General features: G+C 67.4%; 15 protein-coding genes. 10 read left to right on the top strand and 5 right to left on the bottom strand.

The annotated features are described in order from the left end of the window. Positions 1-317 precede the first annotated feature (317 nt). Positions 318-6,734, top strand: coding sequence for a beta strand repeat-containing protein (locus tag ACIQTX_RS19305; protein ID WP_402975430.1), 6,417 nt, complete (start codon positions 318-320; stop codon positions 6,732-6,734). A 181-nt stretch (positions 6,735-6,915) separates the two neighbouring features. Continuing rightward, on the top strand, positions 6,916-7,542 hold the full coding sequence (locus ACIQTX_RS19300) for a hypothetical protein (RefSeq protein ID WP_402975427.1): 627 nt from the start codon (positions 6,916-6,918) through the stop codon (positions 7,540-7,542). Positions 7,543-7,684: 142 nt separating this feature from the next. Here the strand turns inward: ACIQTX_RS19300 and ACIQTX_RS19295 are convergent, their stop codons facing one another. Together ACIQTX_RS19295 and ACIQTX_RS19290 are read right to left on the bottom strand one after the other, a co-directional pair. After that, positions 7,685-8,437 carry an SDR family NAD(P)-dependent oxidoreductase gene (locus ACIQTX_RS19295; protein ID WP_105527565.1) on the bottom strand — a complete coding sequence of 251 codons (753 nt, stop codon included), beginning with the start codon at positions 8,435-8,437 and terminating at the stop codon, positions 7,685-7,687. A gap of 119 nt (positions 8,438-8,556) precedes the next feature. Next, complete coding sequence (locus ACIQTX_RS19290; RefSeq protein WP_105527606.1) at positions 8,557-9,045, bottom strand: MarR family winged helix-turn-helix transcriptional regulator; 489 nt, start codon at positions 9,043-9,045, stop codon at positions 8,557-8,559. A gap of 129 nt (positions 9,046-9,174) precedes the next feature. On the opposite strand from ACIQTX_RS19290, the gene ACIQTX_RS19285 reads away from it, so the two are divergent. The 8 genes from ACIQTX_RS19285 (at position 9,175) to ACIQTX_RS19250 (ending at position 13,828) form a co-directional block, all read left to right on the top strand. Then, positions 9,175-9,966 (top strand): SDR family NAD(P)-dependent oxidoreductase, encoded by a 792-nt coding sequence (locus ACIQTX_RS19285; protein ID WP_402975422.1) that lies wholly within the window; start codon positions 9,175-9,177, stop codon positions 9,964-9,966. A gap of 193 nt (positions 9,967-10,159) precedes the next feature. Further along, positions 10,160-10,663, top strand: coding sequence for an Asp23/Gls24 family envelope stress response protein (locus tag ACIQTX_RS19280; protein ID WP_028503924.1), 504 nt, complete (start codon positions 10,160-10,162; stop codon positions 10,661-10,663). Continuing rightward, on the top strand, positions 10,660-10,848 hold the full coding sequence (locus ACIQTX_RS19275; protein ID WP_028503923.1) for a DUF2273 domain-containing protein: 189 nt from the start codon (positions 10,660-10,662) through the stop codon (positions 10,846-10,848). Before ACIQTX_RS19280 ends, ACIQTX_RS19275 begins: the two co-directional genes overlap by 4 nt. Continuing rightward, positions 10,848-11,243: a hypothetical protein gene (locus ACIQTX_RS19270; RefSeq protein WP_402975418.1), complete on the top strand. Its 396-nt coding sequence runs from the start codon at positions 10,848-10,850 to the stop codon at positions 11,241-11,243. The genes ACIQTX_RS19275 and ACIQTX_RS19270 overlap by 1 nt, the downstream gene beginning before the upstream one ends. Further along, positions 11,240-11,821 carry a DNA/RNA endonuclease G gene (locus tag ACIQTX_RS19265; protein ID WP_402975416.1) on the top strand — a complete coding sequence of 194 codons (582 nt, stop codon included), beginning with the start codon at positions 11,240-11,242 and terminating at the stop codon, positions 11,819-11,821. Before ACIQTX_RS19270 ends, ACIQTX_RS19265 begins: the two co-directional genes overlap by 4 nt. Next, complete coding sequence (locus ACIQTX_RS19260; protein WP_402975413.1) at positions 11,821-12,435, top strand: hypothetical protein; 615 nt, start codon at positions 11,821-11,823, stop codon at positions 12,433-12,435. Before ACIQTX_RS19265 ends, ACIQTX_RS19260 begins: the two co-directional genes overlap by 1 nt. Before the next feature lie 78 nt (positions 12,436-12,513). Continuing rightward, a complete protein-coding gene (locus tag ACIQTX_RS19255; RefSeq protein ID WP_105527562.1) occupies positions 12,514-12,783 on the top strand; it encodes a GlsB/YeaQ/YmgE family stress response membrane protein in 270 nt (89 codons plus the stop codon). Between the two features lie 103 nt (positions 12,784-12,886). Continuing rightward, a complete protein-coding gene (locus tag ACIQTX_RS19250; RefSeq protein WP_402975410.1) occupies positions 12,887-13,828 on the top strand; it encodes a diacylglycerol/lipid kinase family protein in 942 nt (313 codons plus the stop codon). Positions 13,829-13,835: 7 nt separating this feature from the next. Here ACIQTX_RS19250 and ACIQTX_RS19245 read toward each other — a convergent pair whose 3' ends face one another. Genes ACIQTX_RS19245 through ACIQTX_RS19235 form a run of 3 tightly spaced genes read right to left on the bottom strand, consistent with a single transcriptional unit; the run spans position 13,836 to position 20,969 of the window. Next, positions 13,836-14,981 carry an epoxide hydrolase family protein gene (locus ACIQTX_RS19245; protein WP_402975407.1) on the bottom strand — a complete coding sequence of 382 codons (1,146 nt, stop codon included), beginning with the start codon at positions 14,979-14,981 and terminating at the stop codon, positions 13,836-13,838. A 57-nt stretch (positions 14,982-15,038) separates the two neighbouring features. Next, complete coding sequence (locus ACIQTX_RS19240; RefSeq protein ID WP_402975404.1) at positions 15,039-15,497, bottom strand: hypothetical protein; 459 nt, start codon at positions 15,495-15,497, stop codon at positions 15,039-15,041. Positions 15,498-15,512: 15 nt separating this feature from the next. Next, entirely contained in the window at positions 15,513-20,969 is a 5,457-nt protein-coding gene (locus ACIQTX_RS19235; protein WP_402975401.1) for a hypothetical protein, read from the bottom strand. Positions 20,970-21,352 lie beyond the last annotated feature (383 nt).

Below are 21,352 nucleotides of genomic sequence, written 5' to 3'. Positions count from 1 at the left end.
GCCGCTCGCCACTTTCCACGCTCAGAGTAGCCGAACCGATGTCACGCTCGGCGCGGTCCGTCCCGGTTCACCGACCGGACTTCCCATGATTCGGTCCGACCCGACTCGCGGCAGCACCTCTTCGTGATCCGCGGGATGGACCAACCCGTGGACCAAATACGAGCAGAACCCTCTTCTGGCATTCATCCCACCCCTTTGATGGTGACTGGCTCCCTCATCGGAGGCCGCACATTTCTCTGAGGGAGACCACGCTCATGCGCGCGCACAGATCGATACCGACCGGTAGCAACGGGGTCTGGGGGCGTTGGGTGAGGCTCATGGCCGCTGTGGCCACCGGTGTCGTCCTCGCGACGTCACTCACCGGGATGGGCCTTCTCTTCGGAGGGCAGAGCGCACAGGCCGTAACTCAAGGCTCCAGTGGCGCGAACCTCACCGGGTTCGGTGACGAGACCGCCCGGTTGGGAACCAACACGTTCTACGCATACGTGAAGGCCGGAGAGACCATCAACGCCAACGCGACGAGATTCTCCGGCGCTGGACTCAACTCCACGTTCCGTCTGGTCGATCAGGCGGGCACGAACCGCGCACTGAACACGAATCACACAGCGACCGCTGATGGCGTCTGGGCGTTCACCGCCTCCAACCCCGCCGGCCAGGTCGGCGACCGCTATTACAACTGGTCCGTCACGGTCCGCGCGAGCGGAGTCGAGAAGCCCGGACGCGTGTGGTCGAACGAGTACAAGATGAACAACGTCAACTCGGCCGCCAGCCCGCTGCTCAATTTCTGGGCCGTGAACAACGTCGGCTACGTCTACAAACTCGACCTCACCAACTACAACGGCATCAATTCGGCTGTCCAGGCGAGCGCTTCAGGCAACCCCATCTCGGCAGCCGACTGCGCGGTTCCGAGCTATCAGTCCAGGGTCACCGCGGGCCTCGCTGCCTCGTGTTCCGAGCCCTACAGGCTGTTCTTCGAAGCGCCTGCAGCCGACCTGCCGCAGACTGCCGTCAGCGCGTCGGGCCCTCTCACCGTGATGCCGACACCGCTCACGGAGGCCGAACTCACCGTCTCCGACCTTGCCTTCACCGCGACCTCGGGCGGTTCGAATGCCGGCACGTTCGGCTGGACGATGCCTGCTCGCTTCTCCGGCTCCTACACGCTCGACATCGACACGAACGGCAACGGCATCTACGGCGAGCCCGTCGACCGCTCCATCCTGATGGGGGCCGACGGCAAGAACTTCGCCGAGACCTACGACTTCGACGGCCTCGACGGCACGGGAGACGCGATCGCCGACTGCCAACTTATGAACGCGCGAGTGCACTTCGACAAGCTCGGCGAGATCCATATCCGGCAGGAGGACGTGGAGGGCCGTGACGGCATCCGGCTCACTCGTCTGAACGGACCGAATGCACCGAACTCCACGCTCTACTGGGACGACACCGCGCTCGCCGAGCCGCGCGCCAACAGCACTCCGGTCAAGGACGGTCGTGCCGGGACGAACAGCAATGTCGGCCAGGGCGTGCACGGTTGGGCTTTCAACGGGAACTCGTGGGGCAACAACACCTCGATCGACGACTGGAGCTATGCCGCCGTCGACACCACCGGCCAGGAGATCGCCATCGGCGGCCGTTGCCTCGAGCTCTCGAAGACCTCTTCCGCACCTGCACAGGTGCACCCGGGCGACACCGTCACCTACACGATCACGGTGACGAACGCCGGTGTCGTCGACTATACGGATGACGCCCCGGCGCGCATCGAGGACGACCTCTCCGGCGTGCTCGACGACGCCACCTACAACGACGACGCCTCGAACGGCGCGATGGTGGACGGCGCGCTCCTCCAGTGGTCCGGCGCACTCGCCGTCGGAGAGACGAAGACCATCACGTACACGGTGACTGTCAACGACCCGGCGACGGGAGACCGCATCATGGGCAACACCGTGGTCGATCCGACCGGAGGCGGCACCTGCACCACGGTCGACGGGTGCACGACGAACAACCCGGTCCAGACGTACACGGTCAACAAAGCGGTCGACAAGACCGACGTCCTGCCCGGCGACGTCCTCACCTACACCGTGACCGTGACCAACACAGGTCAGGCCGCGTATACGACAGCCGCACCTGCGACGTTCACCGACGACCTGGCCGCCGTGCTCGACGACGCCACCTACAACGAGGATGCGACGGACGGTGCGAGCGTCACGGCAGGGAAGCTGAGCTGGTCCGGTGCCCTCGACATCGGCGAGACCAAGACGATCACGTACTCGGTGACGCTCGGCGACCCGGTGCCAGGAGACCGTACCCTCACCAACGCGGTCCTGCCCGACGCCACGATCGGCGGGAGCTGCGACGTCACGTGCGTCACCACCACGACCGTGAGCTCCTTCCAGGTGCACAAGACCGCGTCGACCTCGACGACGCTCCTGGGCGGCGTCGTCACCTACACGGTGACCGTCGTCAACACCGGCACCACGGATTACACGACCGACCGACCGGCGAGCTTCAGCGACGATCTCGGAGCAGTGTTCGACGACGCCGCGTACAACGACGACGCCACCGAGGGCGCGACCGTCAACGGCAACACACTCACCTGGGCGGGTCCGCTCGCGATCGGTGAGACGAAGACGATCACGTACTCGGTCACGGTCAACAGCCAGATCACCGGCGATGCGATCCTGACCAACGTCGTGGTTCCCGATGAGACGGGTGGCGGCACCTGCACGACGACCGCCGAGTGCACGACGACGACCACCGTCAACGCATTCGCCACAGCGAAGTCGGTCTCTGCGACCTCGGTCGTCCCCGGTGATGCGCTCACCTACACGATCACCGTCACGAACATCGGTGGCGGCGCATACACCGATACCGCACCGGCATCGTTCGTCGACGACCTCTCGGCTGTCCTCGACGACGCCGTGTACAACGACGATGCCGACAACGGTGCCGTCTACGACGCCCCCTCGCTCTCCTGGGCCGGCGCCCTCGCCATCGGCGAATCGAAGACGATCACCTACACGGTGACGGTCAACGACCCGGCGACCGGTGACGGAACCCTCAGCAACGCGGTGGTTCCCGACCCCGCGACCGGCGGGCAGTGCGCCACGGCCGAGGACTGCGTCACCAACACGCCGGTGCAGTCGTTCAGCGTCTTCAAGGAGACGTCCGCGACGAGCGTGGTCGCCGGCGACGTCGTGCCTTTCACGATCACCCTGACGAACACCGGTCAGACCGCCTACACGACGGCTGCACCGGCATCGTTCACGGATGATCTGAGCGACGTGCTCGATGATGCCGTCTACAACGGCGACGCCGACAACGGTGCTCTCTACACGGCGCCGACGTTGTCGTGGTCCGGTCCGCTCGCTGTCGGAGAGACCATCACGATCTCCTACTCGCTCACGATCAACGACCCCGTCACCGGCGATCAGCGGCTGAAGAACACGGTCGTCACCCCTGACGGTTCCGGCGGCAGCTGCCCCGCGGACGGCAACAACCTCGACTGCACAGCGCAGGTCCCTGGGCAGTCGTACACGGTCGCGAAGAGCGCATCATCGAGTTCGGTGCACCCGGGTGACGATGTCACCTACACGGTCACCGTCACCAACTCCGGTGCCGTCGACTACACGGACGTGGCCCCCGCCACGTTCACCGACGACCTCTCCGCCGTGTTCGACGACGCGACGTACAACGACGACGCATCCGGCGGAGCCACCATCACCGGTACGACGCTGGCCTGGTCCGGTGCTCTCGCGGTCGGTGAGACCGTGACCATCACGTACTCCGTGCAGGTCAATACACCGCAGACCGGCGACGGCATCCTCACGAACGCCGTCGTTCCCACCACCCGCGGTGGTACCTGCGACCCCGAAGCCGAATGCATCGCGACCACCACGGTCGCCTCGTACACCGTCGCGAAGAGCTCCGACGTGGCATCGGTCGTCCCTGGTGGTGTGGTGACGTACGCGGTCACCATCACCAACACGGGCCAAGCCGATTACACGACGGCAGCACCCGCAACTCTCACGGATGACCTGTCCGGTGTGCTCGACGACGCGGTCTACAACGACGACGCCACGAACGGTGCCAGCGTGATCGGTTCGACGCTCACGTGGTCCGGTCCGCTCGCGATCGGTGAGTCCGCGACCGTGACCTACTCGGTGACCGTTGGCACCCCGCCTGCCGGAGACCGCACACTGCACAACGTCGTCGTCCCGGGCGACAACGGTGGCAGCTGTGCCGCGGAGGACGACTGCGCGACCATCACACCGGTCAGCTCGTTCACGGTCGCCAAGACGGCGTCCACCGCGACCGTGCTTCCGGGTGCGACGGTCACCTACACGGTGACCGTGACGAACACGGGACAGACCGATTACACGGAAGCGGCACCCGCCGCATTCGCGGACGATCTGTCGGCCGTTCTCGATGACGCGAGCTACAACGACGATGCCACCGGCGGCGCGACCGTCACGGGCACGACCCTCGCATGGTCCGGCCCACTCGCCGTCGGCGCCACCGAGACCATCACCTATTCGGTGACGGTCGGATCACCGGCGACGGGAGACCGGACGATGACCAACGTCGTCGTCCCCGACCCCACTACGGGCGGATCCTGCACCACGGCCGACGAGTGCACGACGACGACTCTCGTCCAGAGCTACTCGGTCCTGAAGACGGCCTCGGCCACGACTGCGGTGGGCGGCGACACCGTCGTCTACACCGTGACCGTCACCAACACGGGAGCCGTTGCCTACACGACCGCGGCGCCCGCCTCGATCACCGACAACCTCGCCGGTGTGCTCGATGATGCGACGTACAACGACGACGCATCCAACGGTGCGACGGTGGACGGCAACATCCTCACCTGGACCGGTCCGCTCGCTGTGGGCGCTTCCACGACAATCACCTATTCGGTGACGGTCAAGGCGCCCTCGTCCGGCGATCACAGCCTGGTCAACACGGTCACCACGCCTCCGGGCAGCGGCGGCGAGTGCGAGACCTGCGGCACCGTCACGCCCATCGCAGCCTTCACGGCGCTGAAGGCTAGCGATTCGGACGCGGTCATCCCCGGAGCCGTCGTCACGTACACGATCACTCTCACCAACACGGGAGCGGTCGACTACACGGAGGAGAACCCCGCGTCCTTCACCGACGACCTGTCCGGAATCCTCGACGACGCGACGTACAACGACGATGCGACCAGCGGTGCCGCCTACACGGCGCCCGTGCTGTCCTGGTCCGGGGCGCTGCCGATCGGCGAGACGGTGACCATCACCTACTCCGCGACCGTCAATGCACCCGCAACCGGTGACGGAACGATGGCGAACACCGTCGTCACCCCGCCCGGCATCGGTGGCTCGTGCGAACCGGGTTCGACGAATCCCGAGTGCTCCGTGAGTCTCCCCGGCCCACGGCTCGCTCTCGCCAAGACGCAGTCGACAGACTCCGTGCTCGCCGGCGACACGGTCACCTACACGGTGACCGTCACCAATGTGGGAGACGCCGACTACACGACGGCATCACCCGCGGCCTTCACGGACGACCTGTCCGCTGTCCTCGATGACGCCACCTACAACGATGACGCGAACAACGGCGCGACTGTGACCGGTGCCGTGCTCTCCTGGACGGGGCCGCTCGCGGCCGGGGCGACGACAACGATCACGTACTCCGTGACGGTGGACGCACCGCTCAGAGGTGACCGCGTGCTCACGAACGTGGTCTCCACGCCGCCGACGATCGCGAGCAACTGCGTGATCGGCTCGACGGATGCCGACTGCACGACGACCGCCCGGGTCGCATCGTTCACCACCGCGAAGGTCGCCGATGTGTCAACGGCAGCCCCGGGCGACACGGTGACGTACTCGGTCACGGTCGTGAACACCGGCCAGGTCGCCTACACGGGCGCTGCTCCCGCGGCCTTCACAGACGACCTGTCTGCGGTGCTCGATGATGCCACCTACAACGAGGATGCCTCGGACGGCGCGACGATCTCCGGGGCGACGCTCACCTGGAGTGGTCCGCTCGCGGTGGGGGCCAGTACCGTCATCACCTATTCCGTGACGCTCACGACACCGGCGACGGGCGACCGCTCGCTCGTCAACGTCGTGCTCCCGGATGCCTCCGCCGGCGGCGAATGCGCTACCGAGGATGGCTGCACCGTGACGGTCCCTGTCTCGTCCTACGACGTGACGAAGGTGGTCTCCGTGACGAAGGCGAAGGCCGGTGGTGTCGTGGCCTACACGATCACCGTCACCAACACCGGTCAGGTCCCGTTCACGGACGATGCTCCGGCGACGCTCACCGACGACCTCGGCAACGTGCTGCGGGCGGCGGATTACAACGACGATGCCACGGCGACGACGAACGGAAAGTCGACGAACGCGGGGACGACGAGCTACAGCACGCCCGTGCTGGCATGGTCCGGTCCGCTCGCGGTGGGCGCAACCGCCGAGATCACATACTCCGTGACGGTCAAGAACCTGAAGGACGGCGCGAACCTGCACAACCTCGTGGTCGTGCCGGCGAGCTCCGGTTCCGGTTGCGTCGTCGGATCCGGTGATCCGGCGTGCGCGGCCGACACCCTCGTCGACCCCCCGGTGTCGACCAACCCGGGCGGTCCGCTCGCGATCACGGGTGCTGAGTCCGGTCTGCTGATCGCGCTCGCCACGATGCTCCTCGCCGCAGGGGCGGGCATCCTGTTCGCTCGCAACCGCAAGCGGGTGAGCGCCAGCTGAGCGACGAGCAGGCGGTGAGGTCGACGACCTGACCGACGGTCTGGCGTCGCGCCCCCACGGCGACGGCGAACGGCCAGATGGGGCAGAGCCGCCCGAGGCTCTGCCCCATCGCAATGCCCGCAGGGCGCGGATGCAACGAATGCGGCCGTGGAACACCACGGCCAGGACCAGGAGAACACCGATGCGCATCGTGACCCGAGTCATCCTCAGCCTCTGTCTGCTCGGCGCTTCCTTGCTCGGAGTGGCGAACAGCGCCGCCGTCGCGCCGTCGGGGCTTTCGATCCACATCGACGACAGCGTCACGGAGGCCGATGCCGCACAAGAGCTCGTCTACACGGCCCAGCTGCGAAACACCGGCGCCACCACCGTCGATGCGACGGTGGTGGTGACGGTTCCCGACTATCTCGAGGTGACGTCTGTCGAAGGAAGCGATGCCGAGGGCGTCATCGACGGCGGCACGGCCACCTGGCCCGCCTCTGTGGGGCCGGGTGAGACCATCACGTTCGTGACAGCCGCCCTCGTGGGGACGATTCCGTCAGAGGAGCGCCGGGTCACGACGATCGTCAGCGTCTATCTCCCCACGCCGAACGGGGAAGACCGAGGCGCGCCCCTGATCCGCTCCGCCGACTCGAATCGGATCGTCGGGATCGATGACGCCGGTGTGCGCACGGATGCTGCCGATCCCCCCACGTCGGGGGTGGCGACGTCCACAGTTCTGTTCGTGTCGGTCGGAGCCTTCTGCGTCCTTCTCGGGGCCGCCGCCTTCTTCTACGTCGCGTACAGGCGGAGCCGAGCGCCGCGGAAGTGACGCGTGACGCGGGAGGAAGGACGCTGCCGCCCACCCGTCGAGGAGCGTGACCCGCGGCATCCGTTCCCCGGGTGCCGGTTGTACAGCGAAGCGCCGGATGACGTGTGGCCATCCGGCGCTTCGCCATGCGTGCAGCTTGTCGTCAGAGCGCGGTGTATCCGCCGTCGACCAGGTGGTAGCTGCCGGTGACGAAGCTCGCGGCGTCGCTGGCGAGGAAGACGATGAGGTTCGCGACCTCGTCGGCCTGGCCCAGGCGTCCGATCGGGTGCTTGCTCACGAGGAAGTCCTTCGCCTCGTCGCCCATGTTCGCCAGCAACGGGGTGTCGATGAAGCCGGGGCCCACCGAGTTCACGCGCACGCCCTTCGCGGAGTACTCGAGCGCCGCCGACTTGGTCATGCCGACCACGCCGTGCTTGGCGGTGACATAGGCGGGGGAACCGGCGAAGCCGACGCTGCCGAGAATCGATGCGATGTTGACGACCGAGCCGCCGCCGTTCGCGAGGATCGAGGGGATCTGCGCCTTCATGTTGCGGAACACCGCGTTGAGGTTGATCGCGATGACCTTGTCCCACGCCTCGTCCTCGTATTCGGCCGTCGGAGCACTGGCGCCGCCGATGCCGGCATTGTTGACGCCGATGCGCAGCGGGGCGAGAGAGTTGGCGAGCTCGATCGAAGAGGCGATCCACGCGGCATCCGTCGCATCCCCGACCGACGCCTCTGCGGTACCACCGGCGGCGCGGATCTCTTCGACGACCGCGTTCGCGTGCTCCGCATTCAGGTCGTTGACCACGACCGATGCGCCGTTCTTCGCCAGCAGGAGGGCGGTCGAGCGTCCGATTCCGCTGCCTGCTCCCGTCACGATCGCCGAGCGGTTCGAGACGTCGTACTGAGCCACGAGTGACTCCACTTCCGGGCGGGCACGGTGCCGGGAGATCTTCTCGGACGGTCCGTCCTTCTCTCCAGCCTACGCCTGAAAGTGCGAGGTGGATTCACTTGAATGGAAAGCGCTGCCGCCTATCGGGTGGGAGTCCAGAGCGGTTCGGGGGTCACCGCGCTGGAGATGCGACGACTGGCGGATCCCAGCTGTCGAGCCTGCGCGGTAGTGAGGTTGTCGAAGATCAGGCGTCGCACCAGGGCGTGATGCCCCGGGGTGGATTCGGCGACCTTCGCGTGGCCTTCCTCTGTCAGGACCCCGAGGGTGAAACGGCCGTCCGTCGCGTCGACCTCGCGGCGCACCCATCCCTTCGACTCCAGCCTGGAGACGGCTCGGGAAAGCCGGGACAGTGTGCAGCTCGCGTATGAGGCGAGGGTGCTCAATCGCAGGCGTCGATCCGGTGCGGAGTCGAGGGCGAAGAGGATGCCGTGCTCGAAATGCGTGAGGGCGCTGTCCTCCTGCAGTTGGGCGTCGAGTGCGGTGGGAAGACGCTCGAGCAGGGTGGCGATCGATGACCAGATCTCCAGCTGCTCCGGGCTCAATGGGGAGTCGGTCGGCTGCGCGGTCATGGGATCAGGATACGTCACCCGCATCGTTTCGCCCGCGGGTTTGGGTTTCCCAAGCAACTGAAATAGGCGTAGTGTCACTTGCTTGAGCAAGTCAGAAGGCATCGATGGTGTCGGGAATCGGGAGTGGATATGGATCTGCAGTTGCGGGGTAAGAAGGCGTTCGTCAGTGGTTCGAGTCAGGGGATCGGTTATGCCATCGCCTCCGCGCTCGCCGCAGAAGGCGTGAGCGTGGTGGTCAACGGACGCGACCGGGCCCGTGTCGATGCGGCGGTCGCGCGACTGAAGGAGGAACACCCGGAGGCGGAGGTGTCAGGGCTCGTCGCCGACTTCGCGGAACCGGAACAGGTGGAGCGTCTTCTGGCAGAGATCGGTGAGGTCGACATCCTCGTCAACAACGTGGGGCTGTTCGGCCTCGCGGAGTTCGATTCGATCGCCGACGACGAGTGGAAGCGCTACTTCGAGGTCAACGTCATGAGCGGCGTTCGACTGTCTCGGCAGCTGCTCGGAGGGATGCTCGAACGAGGATGGGGGCGTGTGATCTTCATCAGCAGCGAGTCCGGCGTGAACGTCCCGGTCGACATGGTGCACTACGGCATGACCAAGGCGGCGATGCTCGCACTGGGAAACGGTCTCGCGAAGCGCACCCGCGGTACAGGCGTGACAGTCAACTCTGTGTTGGGCGGCCCTACGTACTCCGACGGCGTCGCGGCGGCGGTGACTGCCGCGGCGGAGGAACAGGTGGTTCCGGTCGAGGCCATGAAGGCTTCTGTCATCGGTCAGAACACCACGTCTCTGATCGAGCGCTTCCTCGAGCCGGAAGAAGTGGCTGACCTGGTCGCATTTCTGGCGAGCCCTCGCGCGTCCGCGACGAATGGGGCGGCGCTGCGTGCGGACGGCGGGGTTCTCACTGCGATGCTCTGACGGCTGCGTCTGCGGCTGCGGCTGCGGCTGCGGCTGACCGCTCGACACTGGTCGCAGAGCGTTCGGAAGCTTCCCAAACCGATTCGTGAGGAATTCCGTCCCTCGTACGTCCTATCCATGGAGCCCAGTAACGCTCCCCGGATCGCCTCGTACGAGTGGTGCTTCCGGCCACACGAATCAGATAGGACCAGTCATGGCAACCGAGGACCAGAAGAACAGCACCGCCGCCACCGACGCTCCGGCAGCGCCGAAGTCGGCAGCTTCGACCGGACGTGTCGACCGCTCGTTCGCGTCGTCGCGTCTTCCCGGCGACGAGAACGCCGCAGGCAAGACGGTGATCGCCGATGGCGTCGTCGCCAAGGTCGCCGGAATCGCCGCCCGTGAGGTGCCCGGCGTCTACGCTCTCGGCGGCGGCGGAGCCCGCGCGTTCGGCGCCATCCGCGACGCCATCAACGCCACCGACCTGACGCAGGGCGTCAAGGTCGAGGTGGGCGACACCCAGGCCGCTGCCGACCTCACGATCGTCGTCGAGTACCCGGCGCCGATCCAGGATGTCGCGAACAACGTCCGCGCCGCCGTGGCCGGAGCGATCAGCCGTCTGGTCGGCCTGGAGGTCGTCGAGGTCAACGTCGAGGTCAACGACGTGCACCTGCCCGGTGACGACAACGATGACAACGAGGAGTCGCGAGTCTCATGACCCCGACCGTCGTCGGCGCCCTGAGCGGCGCCATCCTCGCCGTCTCCGCCCTCGTGTTCGGCTTCTGGGGATTCCTCCTCGTCGCCGTGCTCATGGGCGCCGGCGCCCTGATCGGTCGGATCGTGTCGGGCAAGCTCGACATCCGTGGCCTCGCCGACGCCTTCACGGGTCGGCGCACCTCGTAATGGCGATCGCGACCGCACCCGCCGGCGGCGGCCCCTCGGGGGCTGCCGCCGGGGAGGCGCACCCCTACGCGGGTCGCGTCGACGTCGCCGAACGAGTGCTGCGGAAGGTTGCTCACGAAGCGGTCGCGACGACGGTCGGAGTGGGTCGCGGTGATGTGTCCGTCGACGTCGCCGAGTTCCGTGGCGGCATCGCCGTCCGCGCGAGCACTCCGCTGCCGATCCCGAACCTGGAGGACACCGCGGCGGTCGAGAACACGAAGCCGGTGCTGGAACGCATCGGCGACCTGCAGATCGAGCTCCGTGACGGCCTGTCCCGCCTTCTGGGGCGAGACATCACCCGCGTGAACGTCACGATCACCGGCGCGGTCATCCCCGAGCGAAAGAGAGTCTTATGAGCACCCCCGCACTGCGGAGAGTCGTGCGCCGAGAATCCCACTCTCCGCGGACCGTCGCGATGTTCGTCGCGGTGATCCTGCTGATCCTCGCCCTCGTCTACGTCGGTGTCGAGATCGTCCTGTCGCTCCTCGCGCAGCCTGCGCTTCTGCTCGGTCCCGCCGACGCTGCCGCGTGGCTGGTCGGGATCCCCACCGCCACACCGCCGGCGCTCGTCGCCACGGGGGGCGTAGTCGTGGCGCTGATCGGACTGATCTTCGTCATCCTGGCAATCACCCCCGGGCGCCTGCCCAAGCACCAGATGACCTGGAACGACCGGGCAGTGCTGGTCGACAACGGCGTGCTCGCCGCATCACTCGCGCAGCACCTGAGCGCGGAGACGGGGCTCGCCCGCAACCAGATCACCGTCGGTGTCGCGCATCGCAGCGTCGATGTCACCGTTCGACCCGCAGGTGGCGAGCCGATCGAGCAATCCCGCGTGCGCAGCGTCGCCGAGGCGGAGCTTGCCACGTACCGGCTCGTTCCCCCCGTGAAGACCCGCGTCCGCGTCCACCGTCCCAAGGAAAGCGAGTTCGACTGATGAACAACACGAATCGCGCGGTGAATCGTCTCCTGCTGCTCATCATCGGGATCGTGCTGCTCGGACTCGGCGGTGCGGTGATCGCGGTCGGCGTCTGGCCTCAGGCGGCCGACGTGTGGACCGGTGCCGCACGGACCGCGGAAGGATGGCTCGGCCAGGCTCTGGAGACCACCCGCATCGGTGCGACCACGCTCACCTGGGTCGCCGTCGCAACCCTCGCCGCGCTTGTGCTGCTGGTGATCCTGCTCATCGTCGCTCTTGCCAGGATCGGTGGTCGCCGCTCGCACGCCGTGCTGCGCTCCGCCGGTCAGGAGAACCCTCTCGGTCGAGTGACCGTCAAGGAGTCGTTCGCCTCCGACGCCCTGAAGAACTCCCTCGGGGCCAGGGGAGACATCCTCTCCACACATGTCTCGGCCAACGACATCCGCCGCGAATCCGTGATGCACGTCAGCATCACGCCCCGGCAGAACACCTCGCCCAAGGACGTCGTCGAGCACGTCGACAGGCTCGTGACCAACCTCGCGACGCTCACCGGCCGTGATCTGCCGACCTACATCTCCATCCACTCCGGTCTGCGCGCGCGACTCGCCGCAGATCAGTCGCGCCTGTCCTGACCTGACGTCGGGCGGTGACCCGCGCTTCATCGCGGCCTCACGAGCTCAGGCGAGCTCATACACAGAACGGAAACACCCATGGGATTCTTCGGATTTCTCCTTCTCGGCCTCATCGCCGGGGCGATCGCAAAGCTCATCCTCCCCGGAAAGCAGGGCGGCGGGTGGTTCATCACCCTGCTGCTCGGCGTCGTCGGCGCGCTGCTGGGCGGATGGATCGGCGGCGTCATCTTCAACGCGCCGCTGCAGGAGTTCTTCTCGATCCAGACCTGGCTCCTCGCCATCGGCGGATCGATCGTCGTCCTGCTCATCTACGGCCTCATCGTCGGCCGCAAGTCCAGCAACAAGTAACAGACCGGTGAGGGGCGGGACTCCCCAGCGCCTGCCCCTCACCTTCCCGCGGATGCCGTGATGACCTTGCGGCACCGGCTCAGCCACGAAAGGGAGGCTCGCCATGAGCGCAGTCATCGCCGTCATCTGGAACCCGTCCAAGACCGAGAAGGGCGTGCTCGAAGCGGCCCTGGCCGAGTCGGTCGGCAGGCGCGCCGCCAGGCAGGCCGTCTGGTTCGAGACCACGGAGGACGACCCCGGGCAGGGCGCCGCTGCGCGAGCACTCGACGCCGGGGTCGAGCTGATCGCCGTCGCCGGTGGAGACGGAACGGTGCGCGCGGTGGCCGAGCATCTCGCCGAGAACTCGGCTGAGGTGGATCTCGCGATCATTCCGCTCGGGACAGGGAACCTCCTCGCGCGGAACCTCGACGTTCCCCTCGGTGATGTTCCAGCCGCGTTCGCCCGCGCTGTCCGAGGCGAGCCCAGGCCCGTCGATGTCGGTTGGGTCGAGGTCGCCCTCGATGACACGACCGCACGGCACGCCTTCGTCGTGATGGTGGGCTTCGGCATCGATGCCCAGATGATCGCGGAGACCGATGACGACCTCAAGGCGAAGGCGGGCTGGCTCGCCTACGTCGAGTCCCTCGGCCGGGCGGTGTCGAACTCCGATGTGCTGAGCTTCCACATCACCCGAGACGACGAACCGGCGACCGACGAGGAGGGCCACACGCTCCTCATCGCCAACTGCGGCTCCATCCAGGGCGGGATCACCCTCCTGGCAGACGCCGACCCGTCCGACGGCGAGCTCGACTACCTGATCGTGAGCGCCGACAGCGTCGGGCAGTGGGCCGAGACGGCGAAGACCATGCTCTGGGACAACGGCCTCAAGAAGCTCTTCACCAAGGGCGACGAGACGGTGAGCACCGAGACCATCGGCTACGGCCGGGCCAAGACCATCGACGTCACGCTCCCCGAACCCCGTGCCTTCCAGATCGACGGCGAGCACATGGGGGAGACGCGGGGGTTCACCGTCACCATCCAGCCGTCGGCGATCCGGGTGCGGTGACGCTCCGTCATCCGGTGATCGATGGCTCCCGCAGCGAGCGTGCGAACGCTGCGATGTCATCGGCGAGCAACGCAGGCTCCTCATGCGGTGCGAAGTGGCCGCCCCGTGGCATCCGGGTGTAGCGCACGAGGTTGTAGGTGCGCTCTATCCAACTTCGAGGTGGCGATGCGAGGTCGCGCGGGAAGAGCGCGACGGCGGTCGGCACCCGCACCCGTTCGATGAGCGAGCTCAATCCTGCTGCGTGCTCGTAGTACGCCCGGAAGGACGTACCGATGGAGTTGGTGAACCAGTATGCGGATGCCAGTGTCAGCAGGTAGTCGTCACTGAACCGGGAGGAGACATCACCGTTGCAGTCGCTCCAGGAGCGATGCTTCTCCAGGATCCACGACAGTAATCCGGAGGGAGAGTCCGACACCGCGGGAGCCAACGTCAGCGGCCGCGTCTGCTGCTGGTGCTGATATGCACCTTCGGAGGCGAGCCATTCCTGCACCCGTTCGACGTGGGCCCGCTCTTCGGTCGTGATCGATTCGTCGTCGATGTGTGCCGGAGGAGCTACGGACAGCAGATGGATGCCGACCACTTCTTGGGGGTACGCCTGTGCGAGACGAGAGGTGATCCCGGCTCCCAGATCGCCACCGTGAGCGAGGTAGCGGGGAAAGGCGAGATGCTCCGTCATCAGGACGTGCCAGAGATCGTGGGTCTGCACACCGAGTCGGGGCCGTTGCGGCGAGAAGGGCAGCCCCGGAAGCGCAGGCACGATCACGGAGGCAGCATGGGCGGGGTCGCCGCCGAAACGCGACGGCATCGCCAGGCGTTGAGCGACTTCCACGAGTTCGAGAGCTGTGCTCGGCCAACCGTTCGTGAGCAGCACGGGGACGCCGGCCCCTCCCTGTTCGGCATCGAAGTGGAGATACGCGACGGAGGTTCCGTCGATGTCCACGTGTCGCCAGGGCAGCGCGTCGATCTGCCGTTGCTGCGCGCGCCAGTCGAAGTCGTTCACCCACACATCGACGAGTCGGCGGAGCTCGTCCTGGTCGGTGCCTGCATCCCAGCCCTGCACGGGCCACGGCTCCGCCCAACGCGTCTCGCGTAGTCGCCGTCGCAGATCCTCGAGGTCGTGCTCGCTGACGTCGACGGGTGACATTCCGGGCATGGGAGACCTCTTCCGAAAGCGCGACGGGCTGTGATGCGACGCTATCGCCTTCCCCGCTTACGCTCCTGCGCTCACGCCGCGCAGAACGCACGTCGTTCCCGCTGGGGCGGTGAAATCGGCGCTCGCTTGCCAGTCCGCCGTGTCGCCCGGAGCGACGGTGAGCGTCGTGCTCGCACTGTCGATGACCGTCGCCGTCTCCGTGGCGAAGAAGACGGTGATCGTGTAGTCCACCGGGTCAGCTCCCGAATTCGTCGCAGCCCCTGAAGCCATCCAACCGTCGGCGGTGGCTTCGCACCCCGCGAGCTGCACGTCTGCGCGCGCGGCGGGGTCGTTCGGCACATCCACCGGCAGGTCGGTCGCGGGAACCACCCCATCAGGCAGGCCGGGGACGCTGGTCGGTGCGGCGGAAACGTCCGCGTCGGGGGTGGGCGCCGGTGCCGGGGCGGTGCAGCCCGCGAGCAGCACCGCCCCGAGGCCGAGCACGGCGAGGGCGTGGAGCCTTTGACGATGAAGCATCCCGCTCAGCGACTCCTACGCGGTCTCACGAGATCGAAGCCTTGCAGCGAGCAAAGCCCCACCGCCGCCGAGGAGCAGCAGGATCGCGAGCAGCCCCGCACCCCACGGAAGCTCGGCGCCGGTCCACGGGAGCACATCGGCCGGCGCCTTGGCGACGTCCGTGATCCTCACCGTCGACGGATCCGACGTGATCGGGTCTCCTCCGGGAGGCGTTCCCGTGGCAGTCGCCGTGTTCACGAGGGGCTTCCCGGTGAGGTCGGCGGTGACGACGGTGTAGGTGGCCGTGCACACGATCACCTGTCCGGGGACGAGCGCTCCGGCCGGGCAGACCGGCGCCCCGAATGCTCCGGCTCCCGAGAACGAGACCTCGTTGACCTTGGTCGTGCTGAGGGTCACGTTGCCGGTGTTGGTCACCGTGAAGCGGTAGTCGATCGCCTGTCCGGCGCGGGTCACCGCCTGGGTGTCCGTCGTCTTCACGACCGTGAGAGCAGGGGCGGGAAGCTCAGGGACCTCGACGACGGACGGCGGGGAGACCGGCGGTGTGCCGCCGCCCGGGGGGACACCCGTCGCCGTCGCGGCGTTCGAGATGCTGCCCGCGTCGACATCGGCCTGAGTGACCGTGTACGTGGCCGTGCAGATGACCTGGGTTCCGGGGGCGAGCTCTGCCGCACCAGCGGGGCAGACCGGCACCGGTGCAGTGCCCGATCCGGTGAACTCCGTCTCCGTCACCGTCACATCGGTGAGCGTGACGTTGCCGGTGTTGGTCGCGACGAACGAGTAGTCGACGACCTGTCCTGCACGGTAGTCGTCGCCGTACGCCGCGGACTTCACGATCGTCAGTGCCGGTGCGGGGACGATCGGCACGAGCGCGGTCGAGGGCGGGGAGTCGATCGGCGTGCTGTCACCAGGAGGCGTTCCGGTCGCGGTCGCGGTGTTCTCGAGCGAACCGGCGTCGACGTCGGCCTGCGTCACCACATACGCGGCGGTGCAGGTGAACGCGTCTTCGGGAGCGAGTTCGTCCGCAGGGCAGGAGATCGCACCGAGCGCGCCGGTTCCGCTGAACGCACCCTCCACGACCGCGACGTCGGTCAGCGTCACGTTGCCGGTGTTCGTCACGACGAAGGAATAGGTGATGCTCTGTCCGGCGCTGGAGACCGTCGTCGGAGCCACCGTCTTCGCGACGGTGAGTGCGGGCGATGGGACGCTCGGGACCTCGACTTCGGACGGCGGGGAGACCGGCGGGGTTCCGCCACCGGGCGGGGTGCCGGTTGCGCTCGCGGCGTTGGTCACGCCTCCGGCGTCGATGTCGGCCTGTGTCACGGTGTACACCGTGGTGCAGGTCACCTGAGCGGTCGGAGCGAGACTCGCGGCGCCCGCCGGACACGTGGGCGTCGGCAGCGTGCCGGTGCCGGTGAACTCGGTCTCGGTGACGGCGACGTCAGCGAGCGTCACGTTGCCGGTGTTCGTCACGACGAACGAGTACGTGATCTCCTGGCCCGCGGCGGTGATGTTGGTGACATCCGCCGTCTTCGCGACGGTGAGCGCCGGCGAGGGGACGCTCGGGACCTCGACTTCGGACGGCGGGGAGACCGGCGGGGTTCCGCCACCGGGCGGGGTGCCGGTTGCGCTCGCGGCGTTGGTCACGCCTCCGGCGTCGATGTCGGCCTGCGTCACGGTGTACACCGCGGTGCAGGTCACCTGGACCGTCGGAGCGAGACTCGCAGCGCCCGCCGGACACGTCGGCACCGGCAGCGTGCCGGTGCCGGTGAACTCGGTCTCGGTGACCGCGACATCAGCCAGCGTCACGTTGCCGGTGTTCGTCACGACGAACGAGTACGTGATCTCCTGGCCCGCGGCGGTGATGTCGGTGACATCGGCCGTCTTCGCGACGGTGAGTGCGGGAGCGGCCGCAGCGGTCACGGTGGCGCTCGACGGGTCGGATTCGACGGGTGTGCCGACGGGGTCGCTGCCTTGCGCGACGGCGGTGTTCTCGACCGAGCCTGCGTCGACGTCCGCCTGTGTCAGCGTGTACGCCGCCGTGCAGGTCACATCATCGCCGGGAGCGAGCGAGGCGGCCGCAGCGGGACAGGTCACAGTCGGCGAACCGCCGCTGCCGGTGAAGGCCGTCTCGGCGATCGACACTGCGGTCACCGTGACGTTCCCGCTGTTGGTGACGAGGAACGTGTAGGAGACCTGTGCGCCGGCGGTTGCAGCGTCGTCAGGAGTGACGGACTTCACGATCGTCAGCGCGGGGGCCGACGTGACCGGGACCGTGACCTCCGACGGCGGGGAATCGACCGGTGGGCCGTCCGGCGGCGTGCCGGTTCCGGTGGCGGCGTTCGAAAGCGCCCCGCTGTCGATGTCGGCCTGCGTCACGGTGTACACAGCCATGCAGTTGGCCTGTTCGCCGGGGTCGAGGGTGGCCATCGATCCGGGGCATTCGATGATCGGAGCGGTACCGGTGCCGCTGAACGAGGTCTCATTCAGAACGACGCCGGTGAGGGTGACGTTGCCGGTGTTCTCCACGAGGAAGTTGTACCGGATCAGCTCGCCTGCCTCTGTCAGCTCCAGCCGGTCGGCGGTCTTCGTGACGGTGAGTCCCGGAGCAGGAAGCGCCGGAACGATCGCCGTCGACGGCGTCGACGTCACGTCTTCGCCGGTCGGACGCACGCCCGTGGCGATGGCAGTGTTCTCGGTCGTGCCGCGGTCGATGTCGTCCTGGGTGAGCGTGTACGTCGCGGTGCACGTCACCTGGCTCGTCGGGGTGAGCACTGCGGCGCCGGCCGGGCATGTGGCCACGGGCGCGGTGCCGGATCCGTTGAACGCGGTCTCGTCGATGTCGACGTCGGTGAGGGTGAGGTTGCCCGTGTTCGTGACGAGGAAGGAGTACGTGATCTCCTGTCCGACGGTGTATGCGGCAGGCTCATCCGGAGTGGCGGATTTCACGACCGAGAGGGAGGCGACCTGCTGCACGCCGACGATGGCAGTCGACGGTGTGGACTGCGACGCGGGGCCGTTCGGGGGCGTGCCGGCCGCGGTCGCCGTGTTCGTGACGGAGCCGGCGTCGAGGTCCGCCTGCGTGACCGCATAGGCGGCGGTGCACGTCACGTCAGCGGCCGGTGCGAGCGACGAGGCTTCAGCAGGGCAGGTGACAGTCGGCGGCGTGCCGGTGCCGGTGAACGCCGTCTCGGTGATCGACACTCCGGACAGCGTCACGTTGCCGGTGTTGGTCACCAGGAACGAGTACGACACCTGCTGCCCGGCGGTCGTCACGGTCGAAGGAGTGGCCGACTTCACGAGCGCGATGCTCGGTGCGGCCGTGACCGGAATGGTCACGTCGGACGGCGGAGCATCGACCGGCGGTCCGTCGGGAGGGGTGGCGGTCGCCGTCGCCGCGTTGGACAGCTCGCCGGCATCGATATCGGCCTGCGTGGTGGTGTACGTGGCCGTGCACGTGACGACTGCTCCGGGCGCGACGGTCGTGGAAGGGCAATCGACGACGAGCGGTGCACCCGTGCCGCTGAAGGTCGTCTCGTTGATCGTCAGTGCATCGAGGGTCACGTTGCCCGTATTGGTCACCCGGAACGAGTACGTGACCGACTGGCCTGCGGCGGTGATCTCATCCTGATCGGCGGTCTTGACGACGGTGAGCGAAGGGGCCGGATCGAACGGGACCTCCACTGTCGACGGCGGTGAGACAGGAGGCGTCGACGTTCCCGGCGGGATTCCGGTCGCGGTCGCCGTGTTCGAGACGGACCCTCCATCCACGTCGGCCTGGGTGAGGGTGTACGTCGCCGTGCAGGTGAGCTGCGCGTTCGGAGCAAGAGGGGTGGTGGGGCAGTCGGCGACAGGCGCCGTCCCCGAGCCGGTGAACGCCGTCTCGTCGACGGAGATGTCGGCGAGTGGGACGTTGCCCGTGTTCGTGACGAGGAAGGTGTAGGTGACCTCCTGGCCGACCACGAAGTCGGCTGCGCCCGACGGGGAAGCAGACTTCAGCACCGTCAGTGCCGGGGCAGGGGTCTGGACCGGTGTCGTGGTCGACGACGGCGTGGAGGTGACGCCGGGACCGGTGGGCGGAGTGCCGCTCGCGGTCGCCGTGTTCACGACCTGGCCCGCGGTCTGATCGGCCGGCGTGATGGTGTAGCTCGCCGTGCAGTTCATGCTCGCCTGTGCAGCGAGAGTGGTCGACGGACATGTCACCGCACCGGCTTTGGGATCCGACACCGCTACGCCCGAAAGAGCTACCGGGCCGGTGTTCGTCACGGCGAACGTGTAGGGGATGGTGTCACCGGCGTCGGTCAGACCGTTCGCGTTGACATCGACCGGCGTGCCGGCAGCCTTCACGACCGAGATGCCCGGGGTGGCGAAGACGACGCTCGTCGATCCCGGAGGGTTCAGCCCGGTGAGGGCGACGTTCGTGGCGTCGTTCGTGTACGTGCCGGGGGTGTTCGTCGTGACGTTCACCGAGAACGTGCACGATGCCATGCCGGCGCTCAGGTTGCCGGCGAGGCCGACACTCGTGGCGCCGGTGACGGCCGTGACGACTCCGGCGGGGCAGTTGGTCGTGGCAGTGGTCGGTGATGCGACGGTCAACCCGGCCGGAAGAGCGTCCGTGAAGCTCCAGCCGTTCTTCGCGGCCAGCTCCGTGGTGTTCGTGACCGTGAACGTCAGCTTCGACGTGCCGCCGGTGGCGACGAGTGCCGGTGAGAACGACTTGTCGAGCTGGGGAGTCGCATCGATGATCTGCATGTTGTCGAAGGCGGCGTCGTTGCCCGTCGACGACCCGTTCGCGTTGTTCATCCGGATGCCGATCGAGCTGCCGGAGAACAGGATCGACCCATTCGACGAATACGTACCCACCGATGCGGTCCTCGCCGCGCTCGCCCCATGCGCCGCGACCGGGACCGAGGTCGGGGATGTGCAAGCGTTCACCGTGCTGCCGAGTGCGGTCGCCGTGCCGGCCGAGTTCACCGCGTAGAACTGGTACATCGGTGCGGAGACACCGCAGTTGAACGCAGCGGTGTCGACGCTGAACGTGATGAATCGCCCGGTCGACGACGGCAGCGGGATGTTGCTGGTCGTCTGGAACTGCACCTTGTCGGCGCCCGGGTTGGGAGCCTCCGTGTACGCGCTCACCGCGTTGTTCGTCGCCGGATCCGCCATGTTGCGGAACTTCCCGATCGCCCAGGCGAGCTGAGCCGAAGCGTTGGAGAGCGCTGTCGTGCTGCAGGTTCCCTTCGATGACACGGGCGAGTTGAAGCTCAGCACGTTTCCATTGCACGACGTCAGCCACGCAGAGTTGGCGGTGTAGGTCATGCCGGAAGCGCCGGTGTAGGCCGTGAGCAGTTGCGGCGTCGCCGCCGCGGCCGCATTCTGAAAGTCTTCCGCGAACAGCGCGGTGCCGGCCTGCGGAGTGCCCGGAGTCCCTGGCGCCGCCATCGCTGGCGCGGCCGGCATGACCACCGTCAGCATCGCTGCCGCCAAGAGGGCGACGGTCCCGAGGGCTGCGAGCCTCGTTCGTGTGGTTCGGTTCCGCAATGATCGCATCAGTGGCCCCCGCCTATCCCGTCACGTGACCGGCTGCATCGCCGGCACAAGGATCTGTCCAGCCTAGGGGTGAAGGACAGCGACGGGGAAGCATGCCGCCGCTTTCCGGAGCGAAGCGCGGCAACAGGGCGCGTTCGCCCCGGGGTGAGATCTTCCCGATGCTAAGCGATGTGCTAGGGTTCACGGGCGACGCTGTCTGGCGTTCGCGACCGGCCCTTTTTCGGGTCGGGACTGGGGAGTTTCGAACTGGGGAGTTCACACCACCGCGTTTGCGGCGTTCTTCGCCGCCTCGATTTCGTCGAGTGCGC

It is taken from the genome of Microbacterium sp. NPDC090281, assembly GCF_044769635.1.
Classification (GTDB): Bacteria; Actinomycetota; Actinomycetes; order Actinomycetales; family Microbacteriaceae; genus Microbacterium.
Note: the sequence above shows the minus strand (reverse complement) of the source record. Positions and strands in the feature narration are given on the sequence as shown.